Origin of the sequence: Paenalcaligenes niemegkensis (assembly GCF_022230885.1) — a bacterium.
Classification (GTDB): Bacteria; Pseudomonadota; Gammaproteobacteria; order Burkholderiales; family Burkholderiaceae_B; genus Paenalcaligenes; species Paenalcaligenes niemegkensis.
The window spans coordinates 237,883-262,610 of record NZ_JAKGCT010000005.1; the positions used below are offsets into that span (position 1 = coordinate 237,883).

16 protein-coding genes and 6 pseudogenes are annotated in these 24,728 nt (G+C 52.7%); 8 read left to right on the forward strand and 14 right to left on the reverse strand.

Annotated elements, in window-relative coordinates; translation table 11 throughout:
* Positions 1-59 precede the first annotated feature (59 nt).
* The 6 genes and pseudogenes from L1889_RS16780 to L1889_RS16805 all read left to right on the forward strand — a co-directional run bounded on the left by L1889_RS16780 (position 60) and on the right by L1889_RS16805 (position 6,826).
* Complete coding sequence (locus tag L1889_RS16780; RefSeq protein WP_238666167.1) at positions 60-1,640, forward strand: ABC transporter substrate-binding protein; 1,581 nt, start codon at positions 60-62, stop codon at positions 1,638-1,640.
* A gap of 12 nt (positions 1,641-1,652) precedes the next feature.
* Entirely contained in the window at positions 1,653-2,630 is a 978-nt protein-coding gene (locus L1889_RS16785; RefSeq protein ID WP_238666168.1) for an ABC transporter permease, read from the forward strand.
* Positions 2,627-3,466 (forward strand): ABC transporter permease, encoded by an 840-nt coding sequence (locus L1889_RS16790; RefSeq protein WP_238666169.1) that lies wholly within the window; start codon positions 2,627-2,629, stop codon positions 3,464-3,466. Before L1889_RS16785 ends, L1889_RS16790 begins: the two co-directional genes overlap by 4 nt.
* A pseudogene (locus tag L1889_RS16795) lies at positions 3,466-5,068 on the forward strand (dipeptide ABC transporter ATP-binding protein). Before L1889_RS16790 ends, L1889_RS16795 begins: the two are co-directional and overlap by 1 nt.
* Before the next feature lie 16 nt (positions 5,069-5,084).
* Complete coding sequence (locus L1889_RS16800) at positions 5,085-6,119, forward strand: histone deacetylase family protein (protein ID WP_238666170.1); 1,035 nt, start codon at positions 5,085-5,087, stop codon at positions 6,117-6,119.
* On the forward strand, positions 6,119-6,826 hold the full coding sequence (locus L1889_RS16805; RefSeq protein WP_238666171.1) for an SDR family NAD(P)-dependent oxidoreductase: 708 nt from the start codon (positions 6,119-6,121) through the stop codon (positions 6,824-6,826). Before L1889_RS16800 ends, L1889_RS16805 begins: the two co-directional genes overlap by 1 nt.
* A 24-nt stretch (positions 6,827-6,850) precedes the next feature.
* On the opposite strand, the gene L1889_RS16810 is transcribed toward L1889_RS16805, so the two are convergent.
* The 8 genes and pseudogenes from L1889_RS16810 to L1889_RS16845 form a co-directional block, all read right to left on the reverse strand.
* Positions 6,851-8,350 (reverse strand): aldehyde dehydrogenase, encoded by a 1,500-nt coding sequence (locus tag L1889_RS16810; protein WP_238666172.1) that lies wholly within the window; start codon positions 8,348-8,350, stop codon positions 6,851-6,853.
* The gene (locus tag L1889_RS16815) at positions 8,347-9,261 is read right to left on the reverse strand and encodes a DMT family transporter (RefSeq protein WP_238666173.1); all 915 of its coding nucleotides are present in this window, start codon (positions 9,259-9,261) and stop codon (positions 8,347-8,349) included. Before L1889_RS16815 ends, L1889_RS16810 begins: the two co-directional genes overlap by 4 nt.
* Positions 9,262-9,273: 12 nt before the next feature.
* A pseudogene (locus L1889_RS16820) lies at positions 9,274-10,527 on the reverse strand (Zn-dependent hydrolase).
* Positions 10,528-10,539: 12 nt separating this feature from the next.
* The gene (locus tag L1889_RS16825; RefSeq protein WP_238666174.1) at positions 10,540-10,836 is read right to left on the reverse strand and encodes a cupin domain-containing protein; all 297 of its coding nucleotides are present in this window, start codon (positions 10,834-10,836) and stop codon (positions 10,540-10,542) included.
* A gap of 20 nt (positions 10,837-10,856) precedes the next feature.
* Positions 10,857-12,487 (reverse strand): annotated as a pseudogene (locus L1889_RS16830) (ABC transporter ATP-binding protein).
* Positions 12,488-12,496: 9 nt separating this feature from the next.
* Positions 12,497-13,335: pseudogene (locus L1889_RS16835) on the reverse strand (ABC transporter permease).
* Positions 13,335-14,339 (reverse strand): ABC transporter permease, encoded by a 1,005-nt coding sequence (locus tag L1889_RS16840; RefSeq protein ID WP_238666175.1) that lies wholly within the window; start codon positions 14,337-14,339, stop codon positions 13,335-13,337. The pseudogene L1889_RS16835 and the gene L1889_RS16840 overlap by 1 nt, the downstream one beginning before the upstream one ends.
* Positions 14,340-14,407: 68 nt before the next feature.
* Positions 14,408-15,970, reverse strand: coding sequence for an ABC transporter substrate-binding protein (locus L1889_RS16845; protein ID WP_238666176.1), 1,563 nt, complete (start codon positions 15,968-15,970; stop codon positions 14,408-14,410).
* 336 nt (positions 15,971-16,306) lie between these two features.
* On the opposite strand from L1889_RS16845, the gene pdxR reads away from it, so the two are divergent.
* Both pdxR and L1889_RS16855 read left to right on the forward strand, forming a co-directional pair.
* A complete protein-coding gene (pdxR, locus tag L1889_RS16850; protein ID WP_238666177.1) occupies positions 16,307-17,803 on the forward strand; it encodes a MocR-like pyridoxine biosynthesis transcription factor PdxR in 1,497 nt (498 codons plus the stop codon).
* Positions 17,804-18,067: 264 nt separating this feature from the next.
* Positions 18,068-19,522 carry an NAD-dependent succinate-semialdehyde dehydrogenase gene (locus L1889_RS16855; protein WP_238666178.1) on the forward strand — a complete coding sequence of 485 codons (1,455 nt, stop codon included), beginning with the start codon at positions 18,068-18,070 and terminating at the stop codon, positions 19,520-19,522.
* 195 nt (positions 19,523-19,717) lie between these two features.
* Here the strand turns inward: L1889_RS16855 and hisB are convergent, their stop codons facing one another.
* The 6 genes and pseudogenes from hisB to L1889_RS16885 form a co-directional block, all read right to left on the reverse strand.
* A complete protein-coding gene (hisB, locus tag L1889_RS16860) occupies positions 19,718-20,305 on the reverse strand; it encodes an imidazoleglycerol-phosphate dehydratase HisB (protein WP_238666179.1) in 588 nt (195 codons plus the stop codon).
* A 24-nt stretch (positions 20,306-20,329) separates the two neighbouring features.
* Positions 20,330-21,633 (reverse strand): annotated as a pseudogene (hisD, locus tag L1889_RS16865) (histidinol dehydrogenase).
* Between the two features lie 53 nt (positions 21,634-21,686).
* Positions 21,687-22,369 (reverse strand): annotated as a pseudogene (hisG, locus tag L1889_RS16870) (ATP phosphoribosyltransferase).
* On the reverse strand, positions 22,366-23,628 hold the full coding sequence (gene murA, locus L1889_RS16875) for a UDP-N-acetylglucosamine 1-carboxyvinyltransferase (RefSeq protein ID WP_238666180.1): 1,263 nt from the start codon (positions 23,626-23,628) through the stop codon (positions 22,366-22,368). Before murA ends, hisG begins: the two are co-directional and overlap by 4 nt.
* The gene (locus tag L1889_RS16880; protein WP_238666181.1) at positions 23,621-23,869 is read right to left on the reverse strand and encodes a BolA family protein; all 249 of its coding nucleotides are present in this window, start codon (positions 23,867-23,869) and stop codon (positions 23,621-23,623) included. Before L1889_RS16880 ends, murA begins: the two co-directional genes overlap by 8 nt.
* A gap of 6 nt (positions 23,870-23,875) precedes the next feature.
* Positions 23,876-24,697, reverse strand: a complete 822-nt coding sequence (locus tag L1889_RS16885) for an ABC transporter permease (protein WP_238666346.1) — start codon at positions 24,695-24,697, stop codon at positions 23,876-23,878.
* Positions 24,698-24,728 lie beyond the last annotated feature (31 nt).

Consider the following 24,728-nt stretch of genomic DNA (forward strand, 5'->3'; position numbering starts at 1 on the left):
TTACATTACTGCCCAATGCCATGCGCTTTGTGCACACACTATAAAGACAGGAGCAGACAATGAAACGTTCTATGAAACTATTGAAGGGCGTGCTGGGAGGCGTTGCATTATTAATGGCGTCGGCGCAGGCACAGGCACAGACCGCAGGTGGGTCGATAAACGTGATTTTGAATCCCGAGCCGCCTACGCTGATCTACGCTCTGAATCAACAAACGCCTACGCAGATCGCTGCAGGGAAGATTTATGAGGGTTTATTAACGTATGACTTCGATTTAAATCCACAACCAAGTTTGGCTAAATCGTGGGAAGTAAGCCCCGACGGTCTTAGCTATACCTTTCAGTTGCAGGAAGGGGTCAAATGGCACGATGGAGAGCCTTTTACTGCCGAAGATGTACGCTTTTCATTGCAAGAGATGTTGGCCGACACCCACTCCCGGGCTCGGGCGAACCTATCGCGTATCGAAAGTATAGATTTGCCCGATGAGCATACGATCGTAATTACACTCAAAGAGCCGTTCGCACCCTTTATCAATACTTTCGAAGTATCCAGCGCGCCGATGATGCCGGCTCATTTGTACAAAGGCACCGATTATCGAAGTAACCCGGCTAATCAGAAGCCAATTGGAACGGGTCCTTTTAAATTTAACGAGTGGCAGCGGGGACGTTTTGTGCATGTGGTGCGTAATGACGACTACTGGCAGGAAGGCCTTCCCTATTTAGACAGTATTTATTTCCAGGTGATTCCTGATGCGGCCTCAAGGCTTGTGGCGCTTGAAAATGGATCGGTGCAGGTAGCCAGCTTTGGCGATATCGATTTTGCATTCTTGCCGCAGTTGCAGGCCAATCCGCAGTTGGACATCACTAACAAAGGGTATGAGTTTGCCGGGCCGCAGGCATTTATTGAATTGAATCACCGCGATGGGCCATCCGCCGACAAACGTTTCCGACAGGCGGTTCAGTACGCGATTGATCGCGATTTCATTGCCAAGCGTATTTTCTTCGGAGCCGCACGTCCGGCTACCGGCCCTATTTCCTCGGTGACTAAATATCATGTCGCTGATGCAGCAAGTCACGACTACGATCCTGAAAAAGCCATTGCCTTGCTCGATGACATGGGCCTGACTCCTGATGCCAACGGCAAACGGGCAACTGTTAAGTTATTAGGGCTGCCATACGGCGATACATGGAACAAAGTATCCGAATACATCAAGAACTCGCTCTCAAAAGTGGGTGTAGAGGTGATTCTTGAAAGTACCGACGCAGGAAACTGGGCCAGCCGCTATTCCAATTGGGATTTTGAAATGGTGGTTGCGTACCTTTATCAGTACTCCGACCCGGCTTTAGGTGTAGACCGCACCTACCTGAGTGACAACATCCGCCAAGGCATTTACGGCACTAACGCCTCGGGTTATCAGAACCCGGAGGTAGATCGTCTTTTCAAAGCTGCAGCGGTAGAGAACGACACGGCCAAGCGCAAAGCACTGTACGAAGAAGTGACGGCGATTCTGGTCGAGGACGCACCTTCCGCCTGGTTAGTTGAGTTGTCTTTTCCCACCATTACCAATAAAAGTGTCAAAAATGTAACCACCTCGGCTATTGGCGTGGCGGAGACGTTTGCGACGACTTACATCGAAAAGTAATAGGAGCAAACGATGAGGTTTCTGTTGGCAGCGGTACCTGTCCTGCTTAAGTCACTGATGGTGCTGGTGGCCGTACTCGTGATCAACTTCACTTTGGTCAGAATGGCTCCTGGTGATCCTGTGAGTGTACTGGCGGGCGAGGCAGGTGCTTCTGACCAGCAGTTTCTGGATCAATTGCGCCAAGAGTTCAATCTGGACCAGCCGGTAATTGTGCAGCTGGGCGGTTACTTGAAGTCGATGGCTTCTTTTGACCTGGGCTTTAGCTACAGACAGCAACAGCCTGTTTGGGATTTGATTGCCGATCGTTTACCGGCCACCCTTATTCTGACGCTCCCTGCGTTTGTATTCTCCCTGTTAATCGGGGTTCTGCTTGGGGTGTTGGCCAGCAAGTTCAGGGGCACATGGAAAGACTCAGCGATCACCGCCGGATCATTGGCTTTTTACGCTACGCCCATTTTCTGGGTGGGATTGATGCTGGTCTTGATCTTCTCAGTGCATTTAGGCTGGTTCCCGCCCTTTGGCTTCGAGCGTATGGGTTCGCCTTTGACGGGAACGGCGCGTTGGATGGATATCGCTCATCATGCCTTCTTGCCGATTGTGACCTTGGCCGCGTTTAACGTGGCGCTTTATGCGCGTATGACCCGAGCATCAATGAATGACGTGCAGACGGCTGACTACGTTAAAACTGCGTGGGCAAAGGGTTTGTCGCCTTCGCGAGTGGTGTGGGTTCACCAGTTACGTAATGCGGTGTTGCCCGTCATAACCTTGGCAGGACTGCAGGCCGGGCAATTAATTGGTGGTTCAGTTTTAGTGGAAACGGTGTTTGCCTGGCCGGGAGTGGGACGCCTGGCTTTCGATGCTTTGATGCAACGCGATTATCAAATACTACTGGGCGTGTTCTTTTGCACCTCAGTGGTTGTAGTTGCCCTGAATCTGTTAACAGATCTGCTTTATGTAGTTGTAGACCCACGTATGCGGAGTGCGTCATGACGGGATTGTGGAGTCGTTTTGCTAAGAATGGCGGAGCAGTACTTGGCCTGTTTGTTCTGCTGCTGGTTATTGCTGTTGCAGTACTGGCACCCTGGCTTTTTCCAGGTAGTCCCTGGGATACTGGTGCAGCACCTTTTCTAAAACCGCTTGAAGAGCCGGGTGTTTGGCTCGGCTCCGACTCGATGGGCCGTGATATTGCTGCCGGAATTGCCCATGGGGCACGTGCTTCGTTATTGGTAGGTTGTGCAGCAACAGTCGTGGCGGTAAGCATTGGGCTTCTGGTGGGTGTACCTGCAGGCTTTCTTGGGGGCCGTTACGACGAAGCACTGATGCGCCTAACCGAGATCTTTCAAACGATACCCAGTTTTTTCCTGGCAATTTTGTTTGTTGCTATCTTTCAACCGTCCATTAATTCAGTGGTGGCAGCTGTAGGCTTAGTGAGCTGGCCGCCCATTGCCCGTTTGGTACGCGCTGAATTCATGCGGTTGAAATCCAGCGAGTTTGTCGAGGCTGCGTTGGTTCAAGGCCTGTCAAAGACGCGTGTTGTTGTCGTGGAAATTCTACCTAATTGCTTGTCGCCGTTGATTGTCATGGCCTCGCTGATGGTGGCTAACGCCATCTTGCTCGAGAGTGCGCTTAGCTTTCTTGGTCTGGGTGATCCCAACTTAATGAGCTGGGGGTACATGGTGGGTGCCTCACGCTCACTGCTGCGACTGGCGTGGTGGATGTGCCTGTTCCCCGGTCTGGCTATTTTCATGACGGTATTAGCGGTGAACTTAGTGGGCGAGGGGTTGAATGACGCGCTAAATCCCAAGTTGCATCGTAAGGAAGGATGATGAGCGCAGAACTTCATATCGAAAATATTCAGATTGCGCTCCCCCGTGGTGCCGATCGCCCGTTTGCTGTCGACGGTGTTTCCTTGCAGGTAAAGCCCGGCGAGGTGGTCTGCGTTGTGGGCGAGTCTGGTTCTGGAAAGTCGACTTTGGCACACGCCATTCTCGGCTTGTTACCTCGTGGGCTGTCGGTGACGCAAGGCGAGATTCGTTTGGGAGAGCAGTCATTAAAGGGGCAGCCTTTAAAAACATTGCGAAAGATACGTGGCAAGCGCATTTCAATGATCTTCCAGGAGCCGCTCAGCGCCTTGAACCCATTGATGCGCTGCGGTGATCAAATTGTGGAAACACTGAGAGAACACACTGCCGACACAGCAGAGAGCATGCAAGACCGGGTCGGAGAGCTTTTGGTCTCGGTTGGCTTGAGTGATCATAAGCGTGTCGCGGGCTCGTACCCCTTTCAATTATCGGGAGGGCAGCGTCAACGGGTGATGATTGCGATGGCTCTGGCCCTGGAGCCAGAGATCCTCATCGCTGACGAACCGACAACAGCGCTGGATGTCACTACTCAGGCACAAATCTTGCGGGTGTTGGTTGAGATTCAGCAGCGTAAAGGTTTAGGCGTCCTGTTTATTACCCACGATTTCGGTGTGGTTTCCGAGATTGCGGATCGGGTTGTGGTGATGAAAGCCGGTTGCGTCGTTGAGCAGGGCCCGGTTGATGATGTGCTGAATCGTCCCCAGGCAGAGTATACAAAAGCGTTATTGGCGGCAGTGCCATCCTCCGTTCCGCCGGAGCGGGATGCCGGCTCTGAGACTGTTAATACACTACTGACTGTTCAGGGACTGCACAAAAGTTACGTAAAGCGCGGAGGCATGTTCAGGCCGAGTCAAACCTTCAATGCTGTAAAGGGGGTTGATTTTACGATTCGACACGGTGAAACGGTGGGTCTGGTGGGGGAGTCCGGTTCGGGCAAGACAACCATTGGACGAATTCTGACTGGGCTTATTCGTCCTGACTCAGGGCAGGCCATGGTGGGTGGGCAGGATGTTTTGGCTGATGGGGCGTTTAATGATATGGGGCTGCGCCGTCGTATACAGATGATTTTTCAGGACCCATACAGCTCGCTGAACCCCAGGCATAGAGTGTCGACGATTTTAACGGCAGGCATGATTGCTCAAGGCTCAACGCGAAGCGAGGCGTTGCAGCGTGCTCGAGAGTTACTGGATATCGTCAGGCTCGACGCCTCAGCTCTTGATCGTTTTCCACACGAGTTTTCGGGGGCAACGTCAACGCCTGGGCTTTGCGCGTGCGATTGCACTAAATCCCGAGCTGATTATTGCAGATGAGCCTGTTTCTGCACTGGATGTGTCAGTACAAGAGCAAGTGTTGGCATTGCTGGGCGACTTAAAGCGCGAGCTGGGTTTATCCATGCTGTTTATTACCCATGATCTACGTGTGGCAGCCCAGTTGTGCGAACGCATTATCGTACTGCAGCATGGCGAAATAGTAGAACAGGGCAGTACTCTTGAAGTATTGCAGCGCCCCCAACACCCATACACCCAGGCGCTGATTGATGCACTGCCGGGCCGCGATTGGAAATAATTTTAGGACGACGCTGATGAAAGCTTTTATTTCTCCGTTTCATGATCATCACTGGACAGGCAATGCCTTGGTGCGTGGCCGCTTGCAACTACACCATGATGCACAAGGCCGCGGTGCCCAGGTTGAAGCAGCATTAAAAGACCTGGAGCTGCAATGTCATTATGTAGAGCCAGGCTCTGTAGACATGCCCGAATTAAATCGTGTGCATGCGGAGGATTACTTGCATTACTTACGCACAGCCTCTGAGGAATGGCTACAACGCCCGGATGTTTCTTTCGAGGTTCGTCCGAATATTTGGCCTAATCGCTATTTTCCGGTAATGAAAGGAAGTCTGCCAGTGGCTAAGGCGGGGCGTTATTTGGGTGACGGAGCTTCGCCAATCGTTGCGGATACCTGGAAAAACGCGCACTCGGGAGCGGAAACTGCTGTTATGGGAGCCCAGGCATTGCTTGATGGCGAACGTAGCGTGTATGTGTTGTCCAGACCCAGCGGCCACCATGCCATGACCGACATGGCGATGGGCGGGTCGTTTATTGCGAATGCGGCGCTGGCAGCAGAGCGTTTGCGCAGCACATTTAAACGTGTGGTTGTTCTGGATATCGACGTGCATCATGGCAACGGCACGCAGCAACTTTTTTATAGTCGTGATGATGTGTTGACCATTTCGATTCATGGCGATCCGGATGTGATTTTCCCGTTTATCTGTGGCTATGACGATGAGGTCGGTGTAGATGCAGGTGAAGGTTATAACCTGAATATACCCATTATCGCGGGCAGTGAAATGGCGCAGTATCGTCCCCATTTCGAGCGTGCATTGCAACGCATTTCTGATTTTCAGCCTGAAGCCCTTATTATCGCCGCGGGCTACGACACATTTCGAGGGGATCCTTTCGGCAACCTTTGCCTGGATACCCCGGATTATTCGATATTAGGGGCGCGTTTGGCGGCACTGAAGCTTCCCACCCTGTTCGTCCAAGAAGGTGGCTACGTTATAAGCGCGTTGAGAGCGAATACGCGTTCATTACTCGAAGGTTATCTAGGAGAACGTTGATGACAATGACAACACGCCGTGTGGCGCTTATCAGCGGTGCCGGACGAGGAATTGGTTTTGCCATTGCCGCTGAACTGCTTAAAGCGGGCTGGGCTGTCAGCGTGGGATCGCGCACAGCCCCTGCTGGGCTAGGTGCTGTAGGCAGCGAGACGCTGCACTGGTCGGCTTACGATGCGCGAGATGCTGCTAGCGAAACGGCCTGGGTGGATGCCGCCGTTGCCTATTTCGGACGAATTGATGCCTTGGTGCATAACGCCGGGATTCTAAGTGAAACGCCGGTGATTGAAGCGAGCGAAGCGGAGGTTGACGATCTGTTACAGGTCAATGTGAAGTCGCCCTTACGTATTACTCAACGGGCATGGCCGCATTTAAAAAACTCTGACAGAGCGAAAGTAGTAGTGCTTGCCTCACTATCTGGAAAGCGTGTGCGGGCACCGCAATCGAGCCTGTATTCGTTGAGCAAGGCGGCTGTATTGAACCTGACCCATGGCATTCGGCATTGTGGGGAGGCGGACGGTATACGCGCTACAGCTATTTGCCCAGGCTTTGTGGCGACTGATATGGCGGCAAAGTGCGACGAAGAGATCATGGATCAGCTCACACGTCCTGAAGATGTAGCGGTAATTGTGCGCACCGTACTGGAATTGCCAAATACGGCGAGTGTTGCCGAGGTACCGATCAACTGGCGGGTCGAGTCAGAGTATTAAACGGGGGCGGGGCGCTTCTTACATCTACTCGTTAAGACTAAACCAGGTCGATTTCAGGCTGGTGTACTTATCGATGGCATGGATCGACTTGTCACGCCCAAAGCCCGATTGCTTTACTCCTCCAAATGGTACAGAAACGTTGCTGTCAAAGTAGCAGTTTACCCAGACCAGACCCGCTTCAAGCTGGCGCGACACGCGATGCGCACGGGCAAGGTTTGCTGTCCAAAGGCCAGAGCCCAAACCATATTCGTGGTCATTGGCGTAAGCAATAGCCTCTTCTTCGGTGTCAAAGGCGGTCACGGCTAATACAGGTCCGAAGATTTCTTCTTCGACAATACGTATGTTTTGTGCACTCACCTCGAAAATAGTGGGCTCAATGTAGTAGCCACCTGTATCGCTGTGTACCTGGCTGCCGCCCATGCGTAGCGTCGCTCCTTGCGCTGTGCCGGACTGGATAAATTCCATGACGCGTTGCATATGCATTTCGTTGACCATGGCGCCCATGGCCGTTTTCGGATCCAGCGGATTACCGGGTTGCATCTGTGTTGCGCATGCCATGAGCTTTTCCATGAACTGGTCGTATATACCGCGCTGCACGTATAACCTTGAGCCAGCAATGCAAACTTCACCCTGGTTGTTGAAAATACCAATGGCGGCGGCTAAAGCAGCCCGGTCCAGGTCTGGGCAGTCGTCGAAAATAATATGTGGCGATTTTCCACCGCATTCGAGCCATATTTGCTTAAGATTCGACTGGCCCGAATATTGCATAAAGCGTTTTCCCGTACCGGTGGAGCCGGTAAATGCCAGACAGTCGATATCAGGGTGCAGGCCCAGGGCACGACCGGCTACCGGCCCAGTTCCAGGCACGATATTAAGTACCCCAGGAGGAATTCCGGCTTCAAGTGCAAGTTCGCCCAAACGAATCGCCGTTAAGGGTGAAGCGTCAGCCGGCTTTAAAATGACACTGTTGCCCGCTGCCAGGGCTGGCGCGACTTTCCAGCTTGCCATCATCAGCGGGTAATTCCATGGCACAACGGCAGCGACCACGCCCAGAGGATGGCGGGTAATCGTGGCTAAGGCGTTGTTGTCGGTAGGCGCAATTTCATCATATTGCTTATCAATCAGCTCACCGTACCATGCATAGGTGTAGGCCGATTCCGGCACATCGAATAGCAGGCAGTCGCTAATAGGCTTGCCCATGTTCAGTGTTTCGAGCAGCGCGATATCGTTTAGATTCTCTTCAATCAGCTGGGCCAGCTTCAACATGCATTTTTTGCGCTCACGCCGGGGCATATTGGCCCATACGCCTTCTTTAAAGGCTCGGCGTGCAGAGCGTACGGCGACGTTAATGTCTTCTTCAGAGCAGGATGGCACTTGCGTCAGTAACTTGCCGGTGGCCGGATTGACGATGTTTAGCACTTCACCATTACCGGCATAAGGTTTGCCGTCGATGATGGCATGTGAACGAAAGCGTAGCGTTGAGGCGAGCGCTTCCCAATCGTGTAAGGTAGCTGGAGTCGTCATGAGATTTTCTCTGTGGAGTAGACTGGCAGGCTTGCGGGCGCGCGGCGTGCTAAAAAAACACCTGCTGCAATGATTAGAACAATGCCGCCAAGGGCAAGTGAATCAGGAGCTTGCTTAAATACGAGCGAACTGATTAGCACTGCCATTAGCAATTGGCAGTAGTTGTACGGTGCCAGTGTCGAGGCTGCCACGCGTTGAAATGCTGCAATAAGCAGCATCTGCCCCATGGCATTTAGCACGCCCAGCCCGATAATCAGGGCCAGGTCAACAGAGTCGGGCCATATTTCGGGCAGAAAGAAAGGAGCGGGTACCGCTGTAATGATCCAGCATACAAATGCGGTGGTAGCGTACTGGGTGTGTCCGGGAACCAATCCTGCCAGTTTACGTGTCAGCAGTTGAAATAAGGCGTAGCTTAAAGCGGCGACTGCCATAAGTACGGTTCCGAGTATAGGAAGTTCGTTGCCCGGTCGCACAATCAGCAGCATGCCAATCAGGCCCGCAAGTACGGCATACCATTGAGCACGGCCCACTCGTTCATTTAATAGCCAGGCAGATAAGGCAACAATAAGCAGTGGTGAGGTGAAGTAGATGGCTGTGGCTTCAGCCAAGGGCATCCAGGTCAATGCGGTCATGAAGGCGGTGCCAGCCACGCCCAGCGTGACGCCACGTAGAACAAGCAACTTCAGTATGCGGCCCTTGGGCAGCGGGGCGACGCCATGTTTAAGCAATAAAAAAAGGGCGAAAACGCTAACCGTGGAGTAGCGCAAAACATTCAAAAAAGGAGCCGGGTAGAAGTTAAGAAAATACTTGCTTCCCGCATCGAATACAGCAAAGGTGACAAGCCCGCAAAAAAATAGCAGAATGCCACTTTTATGGTTCAGACTAGAGGTCGGATTCGCAAGGGGCTGCATAAAACCTCGTGTTTATTCGACGATTCTTGCCTGCTCCAGCAGGACGCCTAGCAACACGTTTGCGCCAGCGGTGATGTGTTCCGGCTTGGCGTCTTCAATTTCATTATGGCTAATACCGTCTTTGCAGGGAATAAAGATCATGGCTGTCGGGTGTACGCCCGCAACGTATACTGCATCGTGTCCAGCGCCAGTGACGATGGATTGATGGGGATAACCGCGGACTTGTGCCTGACTCCGCACATTTTCGACCAGTTCCGGAGCGAAGGGGTAGGCGCAAACTGCTGGATATCGTTGATGTCGATTTGCGTAGTGAAGCCGATGTTTTTGCCAGTTGAGATTTCTTCGCATAAGCTTCTAAAGCGAGCCTCCATCTCATCGAGTAAATCGGCCTTTTCATGGCGTAGATCCACACTGAATTTAACGCTGCCAGGAATGACATTCCGCGAAGAGGGATAAACATCAACGACACCGACCGTGCCGCGTCCTTCAGGACCAAACTCTCGTGCGATTTCGATCACAGCCTGCATGAGGAAACTTGCCGCATAGAGAGCATCTTGACGTAGTTCCATGGGGGTGGGTCCTGCGTGCGCTTCCATTCCGGTGACAGTAACGTCATACCAGCGTAGCCCTAAAGAGCCCGTTACAACCCCAATAACGTTTTCCTGGGCTTCCAGGATAGGGCCTTGCTCAATGTGGGCTTCCAGATAAGCGCCTAATGCGTGTCCAGGAACAGGGTAGTCTCCGTCGTAGCCGATATTTTTCAGCTCATCGCGAACCGACTTTCCGTCCAGATCCACAGCATTCAGCGCGGTTTCAACGGGAAAGACTTTGCAATAGGCGCCCGATCCCATCATTACGGGCACAAAGCGGGTGCCTTCTTCGTTAGTCCAGATAATTAACTCTAGGGGTGCTTCGGTATTGATGTTGGTGTCGTGCAGGGTGCGCATGACTTCCAGGCCCGCCAGAACACCGAAACACCCGTCAAATTTTCCGCCTGTGGGCTGGGTGTCAATGTGACTGCCTGTAGCGATGGGGGAGGTCCGGATTGCGTCCGGCACGGCGACCAAAAATATTGCCAACCTGGTCTACCGTGACCGTCATGCCGATGTCTGTCATCCAGTTGCACAGCAAGTCACGGGCCTCGCCGTCCAGCTCAGTTAAGGCAAGACGGCAATTACCGCCTTTCGGCGTTGCGCCAATCCTGGCGAGTTCCATTAACGAATCCCAAAGACGTTCGCCATTGATTTCAAGAGTTGTGGTGGTCATTCTGTTTATTCCTTACTTAAACTCAATTTCAACGAAGGTGAAAGGAGTGTCACTAGGATTGATGACGTTGTGCTCTACTCCTGCATCGCGGGTATAACTTTGTCCAGCGTTTAAGTGGCTAGTCGTCACACTGCCGTCCGGGTGCTCGAGCTGCAAGGGCCCGGTCGTCATGGGAACGACGACATAGGACATTTCGTGTTTGTGCCATCCGGTTTCGGAGTGTGGCGGAAAATGCCATTCGGTGACGCGAGTCACTGCGTTGTCGATTTGTACGGTGGGAACAGCTGTGGAGAGTGGCACGTTACTCATGAAATTTCCTTTGTTTCTTTTTAGACAACCGACTCTTGCGGCTCCCACTGCTTACCGGGAATCGCATCGACTAAACGTTTGGTGTAATCACTCTGGGGATTGTTGAAAATGTCAGTGGGCTTGCCGAACTCCACAATCTTTCCTTGATGCATGACTGCAATTGAGTGACAGATTTGCGAAGCAACGCGTAAGTCATGAGTGATAAAGATGATGCCAATCTGTAAACGTTTTTGCAGTGACTGCAGCAATTCAAGCACCTGTGCCTGAACAGAAACGTCCAGTGCAGAAACTGATTCATCTGCGACGATCAGGCTAGGGTTCAGCGCCAGGGCACGGGCAATGCCGATACGCTGCCTCTGGCCACCGGAGAACTGGTTTGGGTAGCGATCAAATGCTGAAACATCCAGGCCCACCAGCTCAAGCAGCTCACGGGTACGATGTTCGGCGTCGCGGGGCGAGTCGCCATTCGCAATGGGGCCGTCACAAATCGACCGGCCCACAGTATGCCGGGGATTAAGTGAGGCAAAGGGATCTTGAAAGATCATTTGTACATGGCGCCTAAGCGGACGTAGTTGCGCTTCGCTATAACCCGCTATATCCGTACCTTGGAAACGAATCTCACCACCGTCGATTTTGATCAGTTTAAGCAGGCATTTTCCGATTGTGCTTTTTCCTGAGCCGGATTCGCCCACAATGCCTAAGGTCTCCCCTCGCCGCACCGTAAAGCTAACGTTATCTACAGCCTTGATAATGCGTGGTTTGGTAAATAGGGTGCGACCGGTCACGTAGGTTTTTTGTAAATTCGCCACTTCAAGCACGACCTCGCCCTCTTTGGCTACCACACGTTCTATTTTGCGCAAATGAGGCACGGCTGCGATGAGACGCTGCGTATAGGGATGTCGAGGGTTATTAAGAACCTGATCGACGCTACCTTGCTCGACCAGAATCCCTTTTTCCATGACGGCAACGCGATGGGCAATTTCAGCCACGACCCCAAAGTCGTGAGTGACGAACATGACACCCATGCCTTTCTCTTTCTGAATTTTGGCGATAAGCGCCAGAATTTGTGCTTGCGTTGTGACGTCCAGGGCGGTGGTAGGCTCGTCGGCAATAAGTAGAGGGGGTTCGAGAGCCAGGGCCATGGCGATCATGACGCGTTGGCGTTGTCCCCCTGACAGTCGAAAAGGGTGTGTGTCATAAAGCACTTTGGGATCTGGAAGTCCTACGAAATTGAATAAATCAAGAGCGCGCTGCTTGCGGGCGTCGGGCGTAAACGCCCTATGTGCTTCCATGACTTCGGTCACCTGCGCACCAACCGTCATTAGAGGGTTAAGGGCAGACATGGGCTCTTGAAAAATCATTGCCATATCTTTGCCGCGCATTTTGGTCAGCTCGGCTTCCGGCGTCTTAACCAGATCCTTGCCTTTAAATAGAATGGATCCTTGGCTGGGCTTGAGATAAGGGGGAGCAGGCCCAGAATGGCATTCGCACTCATGGATTTGCCTGAACCTGACTCACCCACAATGCATAGAATCTCACCGGCATGGAGCTCGAACGATACGTCTTCAACAGCAAACTTACGGTCGCTGCCCTTTTCAAGTGGAATGCTTAGGTTTTGTACTGACAGCAAGGGGTCTTTCCCTGTATTCATCGTGGACTCCTATTCGCCGCGTTTGCGTAACTGCGGGTTTAGGGCGTCGTTGAGGCCCTCACCGATCAGGTTAATGGCCAACACGGTCAGCATGATTGCCACGCCCGGCCACACACACATCCACCAGGCTTCGCGAATCATGGTTCGGGAGGCACCGATCATGAAGCCCCAGCTCATCAGGTTGCGATCGCCCAGTCCTAAGAACGACAGTGCTGACTCAGTAAGAATGGCTGTTGCGACCATAAATGAGGCTGAAACAATAATGGGCGACATGGCATTGGGCAAGATTTGAGACCAAATGATGCGTGCGGGTTTTTGCCCAATGACAATAGCCGCCTGCACGAATTCGCGCTGACGTAGCGACAAAAACTCCGAGCGCACCAGTCGCGCAGCCGGGGGCCAGGACACCACTGTTATGGCCCCTGTAATCGAGACTAGCGAGGGACCCATAACCGCGACAATAACAACGGTGAGTGCCAGTTGGGGAATGGTCTGAAAGAACTCGGTGAAGCGCATCAAGGCGTCATCAATACGACCACCGCAATAGCCCGAAATCGTGCCGATGACGACTCCAAAGGCCAAGGCAATCACTGTTGAAAGCAACCCGATCATGAGCGATACCCGCGCGCCCCATACAAGGCCTGCAGTTATATCGCGCCCCAGCATGTCGGTGCCAAGCGGGTAGGCGGCATCAGTCAAGGGGGGATTAACGGCGCAGCCACCATCATCCAGGGGGATTCCTCATAAATATAGGGGGCGGCAATAGCGAGGAAGCACACGAATAAAATAACGATGAGGCCAAATACGGCGCCCCAGTTACGTGAGTAACGTCTGAAGAAGGTGTTCATCAGGCTGCTCCTTCCTGTCCACCAGCGCCAATACGAGGATCGATCAGGCGATAAATAATTTCTGTGATCAGATTAAACAGGACCACCATGGTGGAGGTGACCAGGAAGATGCCCAGCAGCAATTGGTAGTCGCGCTGTAACAGGGCGTCGAACATTAAGCGCCCGATGCCGGGCCAGGCAAAGACCGTTTCGGTTAAAACGGCGCCGCCTGCCATCTGGCCTAACTGAATGCCTGCAAAGGTCACCACCGGCAACAGGGCGTTTCTTAGCACATGTGTGCGGATGACGCGTCCCTCGGGCACTCCTTTGGCGCGGGCAGTTTTAACGAAGTCCATGCCAATGACTTCAAGCATCGAGGCGCGGGTTAGACGTACGTAAAAGGCCATGAAGAAGCAGCCTAGCGTTAGCGTGGGCAGAGCCAGGTGCCGGGCGATATCGTGCACCCGGGCAAGCCCCGTCAAGCGTGAGCCTACCGACTCCATCCCAAAGGCAGGTAACCAGCCAAGCACCACGGAAAACAAGAGAATTCCCATTAGCGATAGCCAGAACAGAGGCGTGGCGTAAAGAATCAGCGCTCCACTGGTGACGACGCTGTCTATCCAGCGGCGACGGCCAGAGAAGCGTGAGCGGGCGGCTATTACACCAAGTGAGACGCCGGCGATTATCGAAAATATAAAAGCCGAGGACATCAACAAAAAGGTGGCAGGCAAACGCTCAAGAATGAGCGTTAAGACAGGAACATGATTTCGATACGAATAGCCGAGATCCAGCTGTACCACACCTTTCAGATATAGCCATAGCTGGCTTAGGAGAGGCTTATCCAGGCCAAAAGCAATGCGTAATTGTTCAACATAGGCCGGATCGCTGACACCAGCCTGACCGGCAAGCACTGCAGCCGGGTCGCCTGGAGCGAGCCGAATCAGGAAAAAATTGATGATGACAACGCCCAGGATAACAATAAGCGCCTTGCCCAGACGCGAGGCCAAAAATATCAAAAATTTCATAAATTGAGTCCTGTGTCCTCTGAGATAAGCAGGGCCCCCGAAGGGGCTGTTCAGCTGGATAGCGTGGCTTATTCGATGTACACGTCGGCAAAATTATCATGCAGGCCAATAGCTGTTTTCACCAGGTTCTTGACGTTGTCACGATAGATTGTCGCAAACTCCATATCGACCAATGAGCCTTGCGCAACATCGTTGACTAAGGTGGTCTGAATTTCGCTGTAAAGGCGTTGACGTTCTTCCGGGTCGGTTTCGGCTGCAGCCTGGGCCCATTTTTTGTCGAGCTCAGGGTTTTTGTAGCCTTGCACGTTGGCAAAAGGAGAGCCTTTAACGATATTTGACTCGATATAGAAGCGTTCTACGCCAAAGGCAGGATCGCCATACTGGTAGGCGTAGGTTGTAGTGAGGTCAAATTCCCAGTTGCTGGTTCGGCTCGCCCATCCGCCTGCGTCTGTTGCGGCGAGATTAACCTTAAAGCCCAGTTGCTCCAGTGCCTGTTTGGTGTATTCATCCAGGCGCTCCCAGGTGGAACCATAAGGAAAGCTCAGCATGTTGACGGTGTAGTCGCCCGGGTTAATGCCAGACTCTTTAATCAGCTCGCGTGCTTTTTTCATGTCGAAGGTGTAGGTGGGCGTATTGCTGTCGTAAAACATCTCGGTGTTGACGAAAGCGCCGGTTGAGACTTTGCCCATGCCAAACATGATGTTATTGACAATAATGTCGCGATTGACGGCTGCCATAACGGCTTGACGCACCTTTACGTTGTCGAATGGCGGTTGACGCATATTGAACAAGTAGTACGCCTGAGGAGAAAGAAGTTCCCAGCCTTTTGTTGTCATTTCTACGTTCGGCAACGCTGCAAGACGCTTGACGTCGACGTTATCGACGTCGCCTCCGCGAAGCACATCCACTTGGCCCTGTTCAAAGGCAACGGCACGGGAAGCTGAGTCGGGTATCACGTTAAAGATCAGTTCATCCAGATAGGGAAGACCCTCTTGCCAATAGTTGGGATTGCGTTCCAGTTTGATATGTTCGCCGCGTCGCCATTCTTTGAACATGAAGGGACCAGTACCAATAGGTTTTTGATTGGCGGGGGCGTTCCGGTAGTCGGTACCTTCGTAAATGTGCTTGGGCATCATCGGTGCAAAAGCGGGCTCAAACATCAACGTGAAGGCTGGCAAAGGGGCGTTCAACTTCATGACCACGGTTAGGTCATCAATTTTGTCGACGCCTTCAAGATAGCGGTTCAGGATGACCTTTGCGCGTCCATGCACTTCAGGCAGCATGTCGGTCATTGAAAAAATGACATCGTCGGCAGTAAATGGCTCGCCATCATGCCAGGTCACGCCTTCTTGTAAATGAAAGGTATAGCTTTTGCCGTCCTCGCTAACTTCCCAGGACTTGGCCAGATTAGCTTCGGGTTTTAAGTCGTGCGTAAAGCGGAACAGGCTTTCGTAAATTTTGCCGGTAATGTATTGCGTTGGGGCCTGTTGGTTAATTGCGGGAATTAGAACAGGAGGCTCTGGCTGCACAATCATGCTTAAGGTGCCACCGCGGGTTTGGGCGCCAGCACTGAAAGTCATCGCTAGCATCGCTGCGCCAAGCCCAAGTTTTATCCAAGGTTTTGTCTTCACTGCTTGTCTCCTGCAGAAGTTGTTATGAGACTAAGGTAATGCGTGACTGGCGCTGTTTAAAGAGCCATATCTTGACTCGAAGGCAGAGCCACTTGTGGTAGTCTCGTTCTTGATCGAAGATGTAACGGTGAGCCTAATCAAGGAGATTGAGTCTAAGTCCTTGATAACAATCAACCCGCGGCAACGTAACCGAGTGGTCAGGCCACAAGGCCAGTTTAATGCAAGCCTTATTTTTTCACTCACGGCGTTTTCCCTAGGTTGGGGTTTTCAAGGAGTATTCCTAAACCCTGCTAGCAGAGGGGGCCTGTTTTTGACGAACAATAGTGAGTTGATGCGATGTTGGAAATGCTAGTTCACGAGCTTTTGCTGCAGAAAATCGAGCGCAATGCCGAGACTCCGCTTGCACGACAGGTATACGAGGCCTTTAGTGCACTTATTCTTGATGGCGATTTACCTGCGGGTACAAAGCTGCCCGCCAGCCGTGCATTAGCGCGTGAAACCCTATTGTCACGTAACACCATCATCGCTGCTTATGAGCAACTGCAGGCCGAAGGCTACGTGGTCGCGGTCACTGGAAGCGGTACGTTTGTGTCTGATACCGTCCCTGTTATGTCCGCCTCGAAAAAGGACGATACTGACGACTCGCTGCAGCCTTCGATTGATGAAACCCTGCTGTTATCGCGTCGGGGCATCGAGCTCCTTCATCATGCCCAGGCGTCAAAACAACAGTGGGGAGCGTTCGTGCCGGGCGTGCCCGATCTACGTTTATTTCCTAACAAGACCTGGATGCGTCTACAGCGCCGGTATTGGCAAAAGCCGATGCCCGATCTTATGACCTATGCGCATGGCTCTGGCTATCTGCCACTACGCCAGGCCTTGGCTGATCATCTGCGTATTGCGCGCTCAGTTCGCTGCGAAGCTGAGCAGGTGATCATTACCTCTGGCATTCACCAATCCTTAAGCGTGATTGCTAAATTACTGGGCGATATTGACAGCACAGCATGGATGGAAAACCCCGGTTACTGGGGAGCGAGTACGGTACTGCGAGCGGCCGGAATTCGATTGGTTCCAGTGGATGTAGATGAAGAGGGCTTGAGTCCTGATGCCGGGCAAATGCAGAAGCCGCCGCAATTCATTTTTGTTACGCCTTCGCACCAGTATCCCCTCGGAACGCTCATGAGCCTGGGGCGACGCCGTATGCTGCTAGAGTACGCGCACCAGCGTGGTGCCTGGATTATCGAAGATGATTACGATAGCGAATTTCGCTTTGGGGGCAGGCCTATTGCATCGTTACAAGGGCTGGACAGCTACGACAGGGTTATTTATTTGGGGACCTTTTCCAAAACCTTGTTTCCCGGTATTCGTTTGGGCTACATCGTAGTACCAAAAAAATTGGCGTCCCTTCTTTCCCTGGGCATGTCAGAGCTATACCGCGAAGGGCGCCTGATTGATCAGGCGGTTTTAGCGGATTTTATCTCTGAAGGTCATTATTCAAGTCATGTGCGCAAAATGAAAGCGGTGTATGCACGGCGCCAGACGTTACTGCGCAATGCCATCTGTAGTCATTATGGAACTGCTTGGCCGATGTCTAGCCAAGAAGCAGGCTTGCATCTAGTGATGCATTTACCGCAGGGTGTGAGCGATGTTGCAATCACCGCTGCAGCCCAAAAGCGGGGCATATGGGTCCGGCCACTTTCAAACTATTACTCTGGTACGAAGCGACTGCCTGGTTTACTGTTTGGCTATGCCACCGTAAACGAAGAAGACATCGAGCCGGCTTTTAAGCAATTGGCAAAACTTATAGACGCTGAGCTGGAACATAGCAATTTATAGAAATGGCACCTTGCTACTCATCCAAAATGGCTCCATAGATTTCAATTAAGCAACTGTCTTAATAAGGCCACTTTAAGGCGATTGCCCTTGCTATAACGGGTGCCTTTCGCCGATTATGTTAATAGTTAAATAATATAAGATTGAGAATCAGCTTCTTCTCCAGGCATAGGTTTGCACGGTTCTGCCGCTTTGACTTAAAGGCGGCCACGGTAGCTGGCAGCTTGTAAGACTGGGGTTGAATCGTATATTTACCTCGGAGGTGACATGATTAATTTAAAGCGTCCCGAACTGCTCAAGCAGCAAGCATATATTAATGGGCAGTGGGTGGATGCCGATTCAGGCGAAACCATTGACGTATTTAACCCGGCTAATGGCAAGAAGATAGGCAGTATTCCGAAAATGGGGGCTGCTGAAACGGCTCGTGCCATTGCAGCGGCGAATGACGCTTTTAAGCAGTGGCGAGTCATGCCTGCTAAAGCGCGTGCAGGCATTCTGCGCAAATGGTTTGATTTGGTAATGCAAAATCAAGAGGACCTGGCCGTGATTATGACTCTGGAGCAAGGTAAGCCCTTGACGGAGTCACGTGGTGAAATCGCGTATGGTGCTTCCTACCTGGAATGGTATGGCGAAGAAGGCAAGCGGGCTTATGGGCAAACGATCCCGGGGCCTGCTGCCGACCGCCGGGTTGTAGTGGTTAAAGAGCCGGTTGGTGTCTGCGCAGCCATTACTCCCTGGAATTTTCCTTCTTCCATGATCACGCGCAAGGTGGGCGCGGCGCTTGGTGCCGGCTGCACGATTGTGGTTAAGCCCGCCACGCAAACCCCTTTCTCTGCCTACGCTTTAGCGGTGTTGGCGCAAGAGGCCGGCGTGCCAGAGGGCGTGTTCTCGGTCTTAACGGGCTCGGCCTCGGATATTGGCGGCGAAATGACGTCTAATCCCACGGTGCGTAAAGTCAGCTTCACGGGTTCGACTGAAGTCGGACGTTTGCTCATGGCGCAAAGTGCCAGGCAAATCAAGAAAGTCTCGCTCGAGCTGGGTGGCAATGCACCGTTTATCGTATTTGATGACGCTGACCTGGATGCCGCTGTTGAAGGGGCAATGGCAAGTAAATACCGCAATATGGGTCAAACGTGTGTTTGTGCCAATCGTTTGTACGTGCATGACAAAATCTATGATGCCTTTGCCGAGAAACTCGTTGCTGCTGTGGGCAGGCTTAACGTTGGAGACGGGATGGGCGAGGGCGTGACTCAGGGACCTTTGGTCGAGCAGGGCGCCGTAGATAAGGTTAAAGAGCATATTGCCGATGCCTTGTCCAAGGGTGGCAAGGTATTGACGGGTGGCGACTCTCACGAATTGGGCGGGTTGTTTTTTCAGCCTACCGTTGTGGCAAATGCGACGTCCGACATGAAAGTGGCCAGGGAGGAAACTTTTGGCCCGCTGGCGCCCTTGTTCCGTTTTCACAGCGATGAGGAAGTGGTGGAGATGGCCAATGACACCGAGTATGGTCTTGCTGCCTATTTCTATAGCCGGGATATTAGTCGGGTTTGGCGTGTTGCCGAATCACTTGAGTATGGAATGATTGGCATTAATTCGGGAATTTTGTCTAACGAGGCTGCTCCATTTGGGGGCGTTAAGCAATCTGGGATAGGCCGGGAAGGTGCAAGTTACGGCCTGGAAGACTATATGGTTGTTAAATACATGCTGATGGGCGGTATTTAATAGCTGAAATATTGGCTGTAGTACGCATCATGAGGCAGGACGGGCCAGGTTGTAAAACAACCTGGCCCGTCTTTTATATCTGTGCTGGAAATCAGCAATATACCTTCTGCCGTAAAGCGGCGTGTCGGGGTTCTTTTTAAAGAACTTTAGTTTTCAGTTGCCGCTGAATTTCGCAAAGGACTCCCGACTTTGTGCTTAAAGCACGCCTTTGGTAGAAGGAATGACACCTTCGTTACGGGGGTCAGTTTCCAGCGCCATGCGCACTGCTCGGCCAAAGGCTTTGAAAATAGTTTCACATTGGTGGTGGGCATTTTCGCCACGAAGCGTATCGATATGCAGCGTGGCGTTGGCGTGGTTTACAAAGCCCTGGAAGAATTCGCGAGCCAGGTCTACGTCAAAGGTACCGATACGGGCGCGGCTGAAATTAACGTGATAGTACAAGCCTGGACGGCCCGAGAAGTCGATCACGACACGGCTCAAGGACTCGTCCAGCGGCACATAGGCATGGCCGTAACGACGCAGGCCGGCTTTGTCACCCACGGCCTCGGAGAAGGCCTGGCCTAGAGCGATACCGATATCTTCCACCGAGTGGTGATCATCGATGTGGGTATCACCATCGCAATGAATATCAAGGTCGATCAGGCCGTGCCGGGCAATTTGATCCAGCATGTGATCCAGGAACGGAACACCGCTATTCAGATTTTTACGCCCGGTGCCATCAAGGTTGATAGCAACACGAATTCGGGTTTCGTTAGTATTACGAGAGACTTCAGCAGTACGCATGGCTAAGCGGTAGTGACACCGAAATTAAGATTGTGTGAGCCGATACTCGGCGCTCGCGGCGTGGGCGTATAAGCCTTCGCCTTTAGCTAGCGTCGCGGCAATAGGGCCAAGCGTTTGAGCGCCGGCCTGTGAAATATTGATCATGCTGCTGCGCTTCTGGAAGTCGTACACTCCCAGAGGCGACGAGAACCTGGCAGTACGCGAAGTTGGCAACACGTGATTGGGGCCGGCGCAGTAGTCGCCTAGCGATTCAGAACTGTAGGGGCCCATGAAAATAGCGCCCGCATGACGAATTTTTTCTGCCCAGTGTTCGGGGTTCCGGGTGGAGATTTCCAAGTGTTCTGCCGCGATATGGTTAGCCACTGTACAGGCTTCGTCTAAATCGTTGACTAAAACCAGGGCCCCCGGTTTTTCAGACTTTCGCGGATAATGGCTTCTCGCGGCATGGTGGTGATCAGTTTTTCGATTGCAGCTTCGACTGCGGCAAGATAGTCGGCATCAGGAGATAGCAAAATGGACTGGGCCAGTTCGTCGTGTTCGGCCTGGGAGAACAGGTCCATGGCGATCCATTCGGCAGGGGTGCTGCCATCAGCGATAATCAGAATTTCGCTGGGCCCGGCAATCATGTCGATGCCCACTGTGCCAAAAACCCGACGTTTTGCTGCAGCAACATAGGCGTTACCGGGGCCTACAATTTTATCCACAGGCTGAATGCTTTCTGTGCCGTAGGCCAACGCTCCCACGGCCTGCGCGCCACCGATGGTGTAAACCTTGTCCACACCTGCCAGGGCGGCTGCCGCTAATACCAACGGGTTACGTTCGCCACCCGGGGTCGGGCTGACCATGATCAGCTGTGCTACACCTGCAACTTTCGCGGGAATGGCATTCATCAGGACCGACGAGGGGTAGGCAGCCTTGCCACCAGGTACATACAGACCCACCCGATCGAGTGGCGTGATCTTTTGGCCCAGTACCGTGCCGTCTGCTTCAGTGTAGGACCAGTCGGCGGTGCGCTGGCGCTCGTGATAAAGACGGATGCGCCCGGCTGCGGCCTCTAAGGCGCTACGCTGTTCTGAAGGAAGCGAGTTTAAGGCAGCCTGCAGTTCGTCGCGTGTGATCTCTAGCTCGGCAACCGAGCCAGCTTGCAGATGATCGAAGCGATGGGTGTAGTCAAGCAGCGCGGTATCCCCGTGCTGCTGTATGCCTTGCAGGATTTCTTTACAGGCGTGTTCGATCGCATCGTCTTGTGACGACTCGTAGGCAAGTAATTGGCGCAATTCGGTATCGAATTGTGCGCTCTGGGTGCTTAAACGTCGAATAATAGGCATGGTGCTTGGATCGTAAAGGCGAACACTACAACAATAAGTGTATATCGGATGACTTAACTTTGGTGTGGATCAACCGCCGCACGCTTGAAGGCATCGATAAGTGGCTGCAGCTGCAATTGGCGTGTCTTCATGGCTGCCTGGTTGACGATCAGGCGGGAAGAGATCTGAGCGACTTCCTCAACTTCGACCAGCCGATTGGCTTTTAAGGTGCCACCGGTGGAGACGAGATCAACAATAGCATCGGCCAGCCCCACCAGGGGCGCAAGCTCCATGGAGCCATAGAGCTTGATTAAATCGACGTACACGCCTTTGGATGCAAAGTGTTCACGTGCTGCGCGTGTGTATTTGGTGGCAATGCGTAAACGCGACCCTTGCTTGACTGCCGTCTCGTAATCGAAGCCCTCGGCAACGGCTACACTCATGCGGCAACGTGCGATGTTCAAGTCCAGCGGCTGATAAATTCCCCTGGATGATCCTCGCTGTGCTCGTGCAAGATATCTTTGCCTGCAATGCCTATATGTGCTGCCCCATACTGTACGTAGGTGGGGACATCGGTAGCCCGCACGATAATGATCTGCAAATCGGGCGAATTGGTAGGCAAGATAAGCTTGCGCGATGACTCAGGGCTTTCAAGTACCCTGATACCCGCTTCTTCGAGCAACGGTAAGGTTTCATCGAATATGCGACCCTTGGATAGCGCTAAGGTAATGGGGCGATCGGCACTGGCTGGGCTCATGCGTTGTCCTTGGAGATGCGTTCGATTTGCGCGCCTACGGCTTGCAGTTTGCTTTCCATGCGGTCGTAACCGCGATCTAGGTGATAAATGCGCTCGATCTCGGTGGAGCCTTCGGCAGCAAGGCCGGCAATGACGAGGCTGGCCGAGGCGCGTAAATCGGTGGCCATGACACGTGCGCCTAATAAGCGCTCGACGCCGGTAACCACGGCAGTATTGCCATCAATATCAATTTGTGCGCCCAGACGAATAAGCTCCTGCACGTGCATAAAGCGGTTCTCGAAAATGGTTTCTACAATAAAAGCAGTGCCATCAGCGAGCGTATTGAGCGCCATCAATTGAGCTTGCATGTCGGTAGGAAAGCCTGGGTATTCGCTGGTGCGGAAGCTCGTGGCTTTGGGGCGGCCCTGCATGGTGCCCCGGATCCAGTCGTCTCCAACTTCGATATGCAAACCAGCTTCACGCAACTTGTCTAGCGTAGCGCCTAATGTGTGATGCGAGGTGTTGCGCAGCATCAAATCGCCACCAGTGGCGGCAACTGCACATAAAAAAGTACCGGTCTCGATGCGGTCAGGCATGATGGTGTGCTCGGCACCGTGCAGGCGTTCTACGCCCTGAATAACGATGCGGTCGGTGCCGTGTCCGCTAATGTTGGCGCCCATGGCAATGAGCAATTCAGCCAAATCAATAATTTCGGGTTCACGAGCCGCGTTCTCGATGACGGTTTCTCCGTCGGCAAGCGCAGCGGCCATCATCAGGTTTTCAGTGCCGGTTACCGTCACCATATCGGTGCGTATGATGGCACCCTTTAAGCGCGAAGCCTTGGCTATGACGAAGCCGTGCTCGATCTGGATTTCAGCACCCATGGCCTCCAGGCCTTTAATATGCTGGTCTACAGGTCGTTGACCAATGGCACAGCCGCCGGGCAGGCTGACCCTGGCTTCGCCAAAGCGGGCCAGTAATGGACCGAGTACCAGAATCGAAGCTCGCATGGTTTTTACGAGTTCGTAGGGGGCTTCGAGGCTGGAAATCTGATCGGCTTGAAGCGTGACGGTGTTGCGTCCCCGATCGGCGCGCACACCTAACTGCCCCAATAGCTTGAGCGTGGTGTCAATATCGCGTAGCGAGGGAACATTAGCGAGCGTTACGGCATCAGCACTTAACAGGCTTGCGCACAATATCGGTAAGGCTGCATTTTTTGCACCGGAGACCGTGATTTCGCCAGAGAGGCGCTGGCCCCCGGTAATGCGCAGTTTATCCATTAATGTCTGCCTTATATTCGGCGGGAGTAAGAGTTCGCATTGAAAGCGCGTGAATCTCGGCGTCCATACGGTTGCCTAAAGCGCGGTAGACCAGTTGGTGGCGTGCGATGGCACGTTTACCTTCAAATTCGGAGCTGACAATAAGTGCTTCGAAGTGGGCGCCGTCGCCCGTGACTTCGAGGTGTTCGCAGTTAAGGTTGTCGGCAAGGTACGAGTGTACGAGTTCGGGTGTCGGCAACATAACAAATTAATTCCGTAATTTATAACCTGCAGCAAGCAAGCGTAATAGTAACAAGCACAGCACAGCGAATACCGCTGAAACAACGGCCAGGCTGTGCCATGGCGAGACATCAGAGACAGCAAAAAAGCCATACCTGAAGCCGTCAATCGTGTAAAACAGGGGGTTCAAGTGCGATACTGACTGCCAGAAAGGGGGCAGGCTATGTATGGAATAGAACACACCAGACAAAAAGGTAGCGGGCATGATCAAAAAGTTTTGAAAAGCCGCTAACTGATCAAATTTTTCTGACCAGAGCCCGGCAATAATACCCAGCGCGCCCATTATCCCGCATGACAGCACAGCAAAGCTAATTATCCACAGTATATTGCTAACCGGCAGGCGTACAAAAAACAATGATACCGCCCATACGCAAAGCCCTACACATAAGCCACGGATGATAGCTGCCAACAGATAAGCGCTAAATATCTCGCGATGCGACAAGGGAGGCAATAAAATGAAAACCAGATTGCCCGTGATACGGCTTTGCATTAACGATGACGAGGGGTTGGCAAAGGCATTCTGCAGCATGCTCATCATCATTAACCCGGGGATCAGGAATGCCGTGTAAGGCACGCTGTTATACACCTGAACCCGGCCTTCCAGTACGTGCGCGAAAATCAGCAGATACAGCAAAGCGGTTAAAACAGGCGCGGCAATGGTCTGGAAGGCAACTTTCCAGAAGCGCAGCAGCTCTTTATGTAACAGGGTAGGAAAACCCGACCCCATCGCTGGCTGGGGTGGCAGCCTGGAAACAGTGGTTGAAGGGCTGGAGGTATCGGCAGCGGGCACGCCCCATCGCTTGCCTTGGGTTACAGGCTGA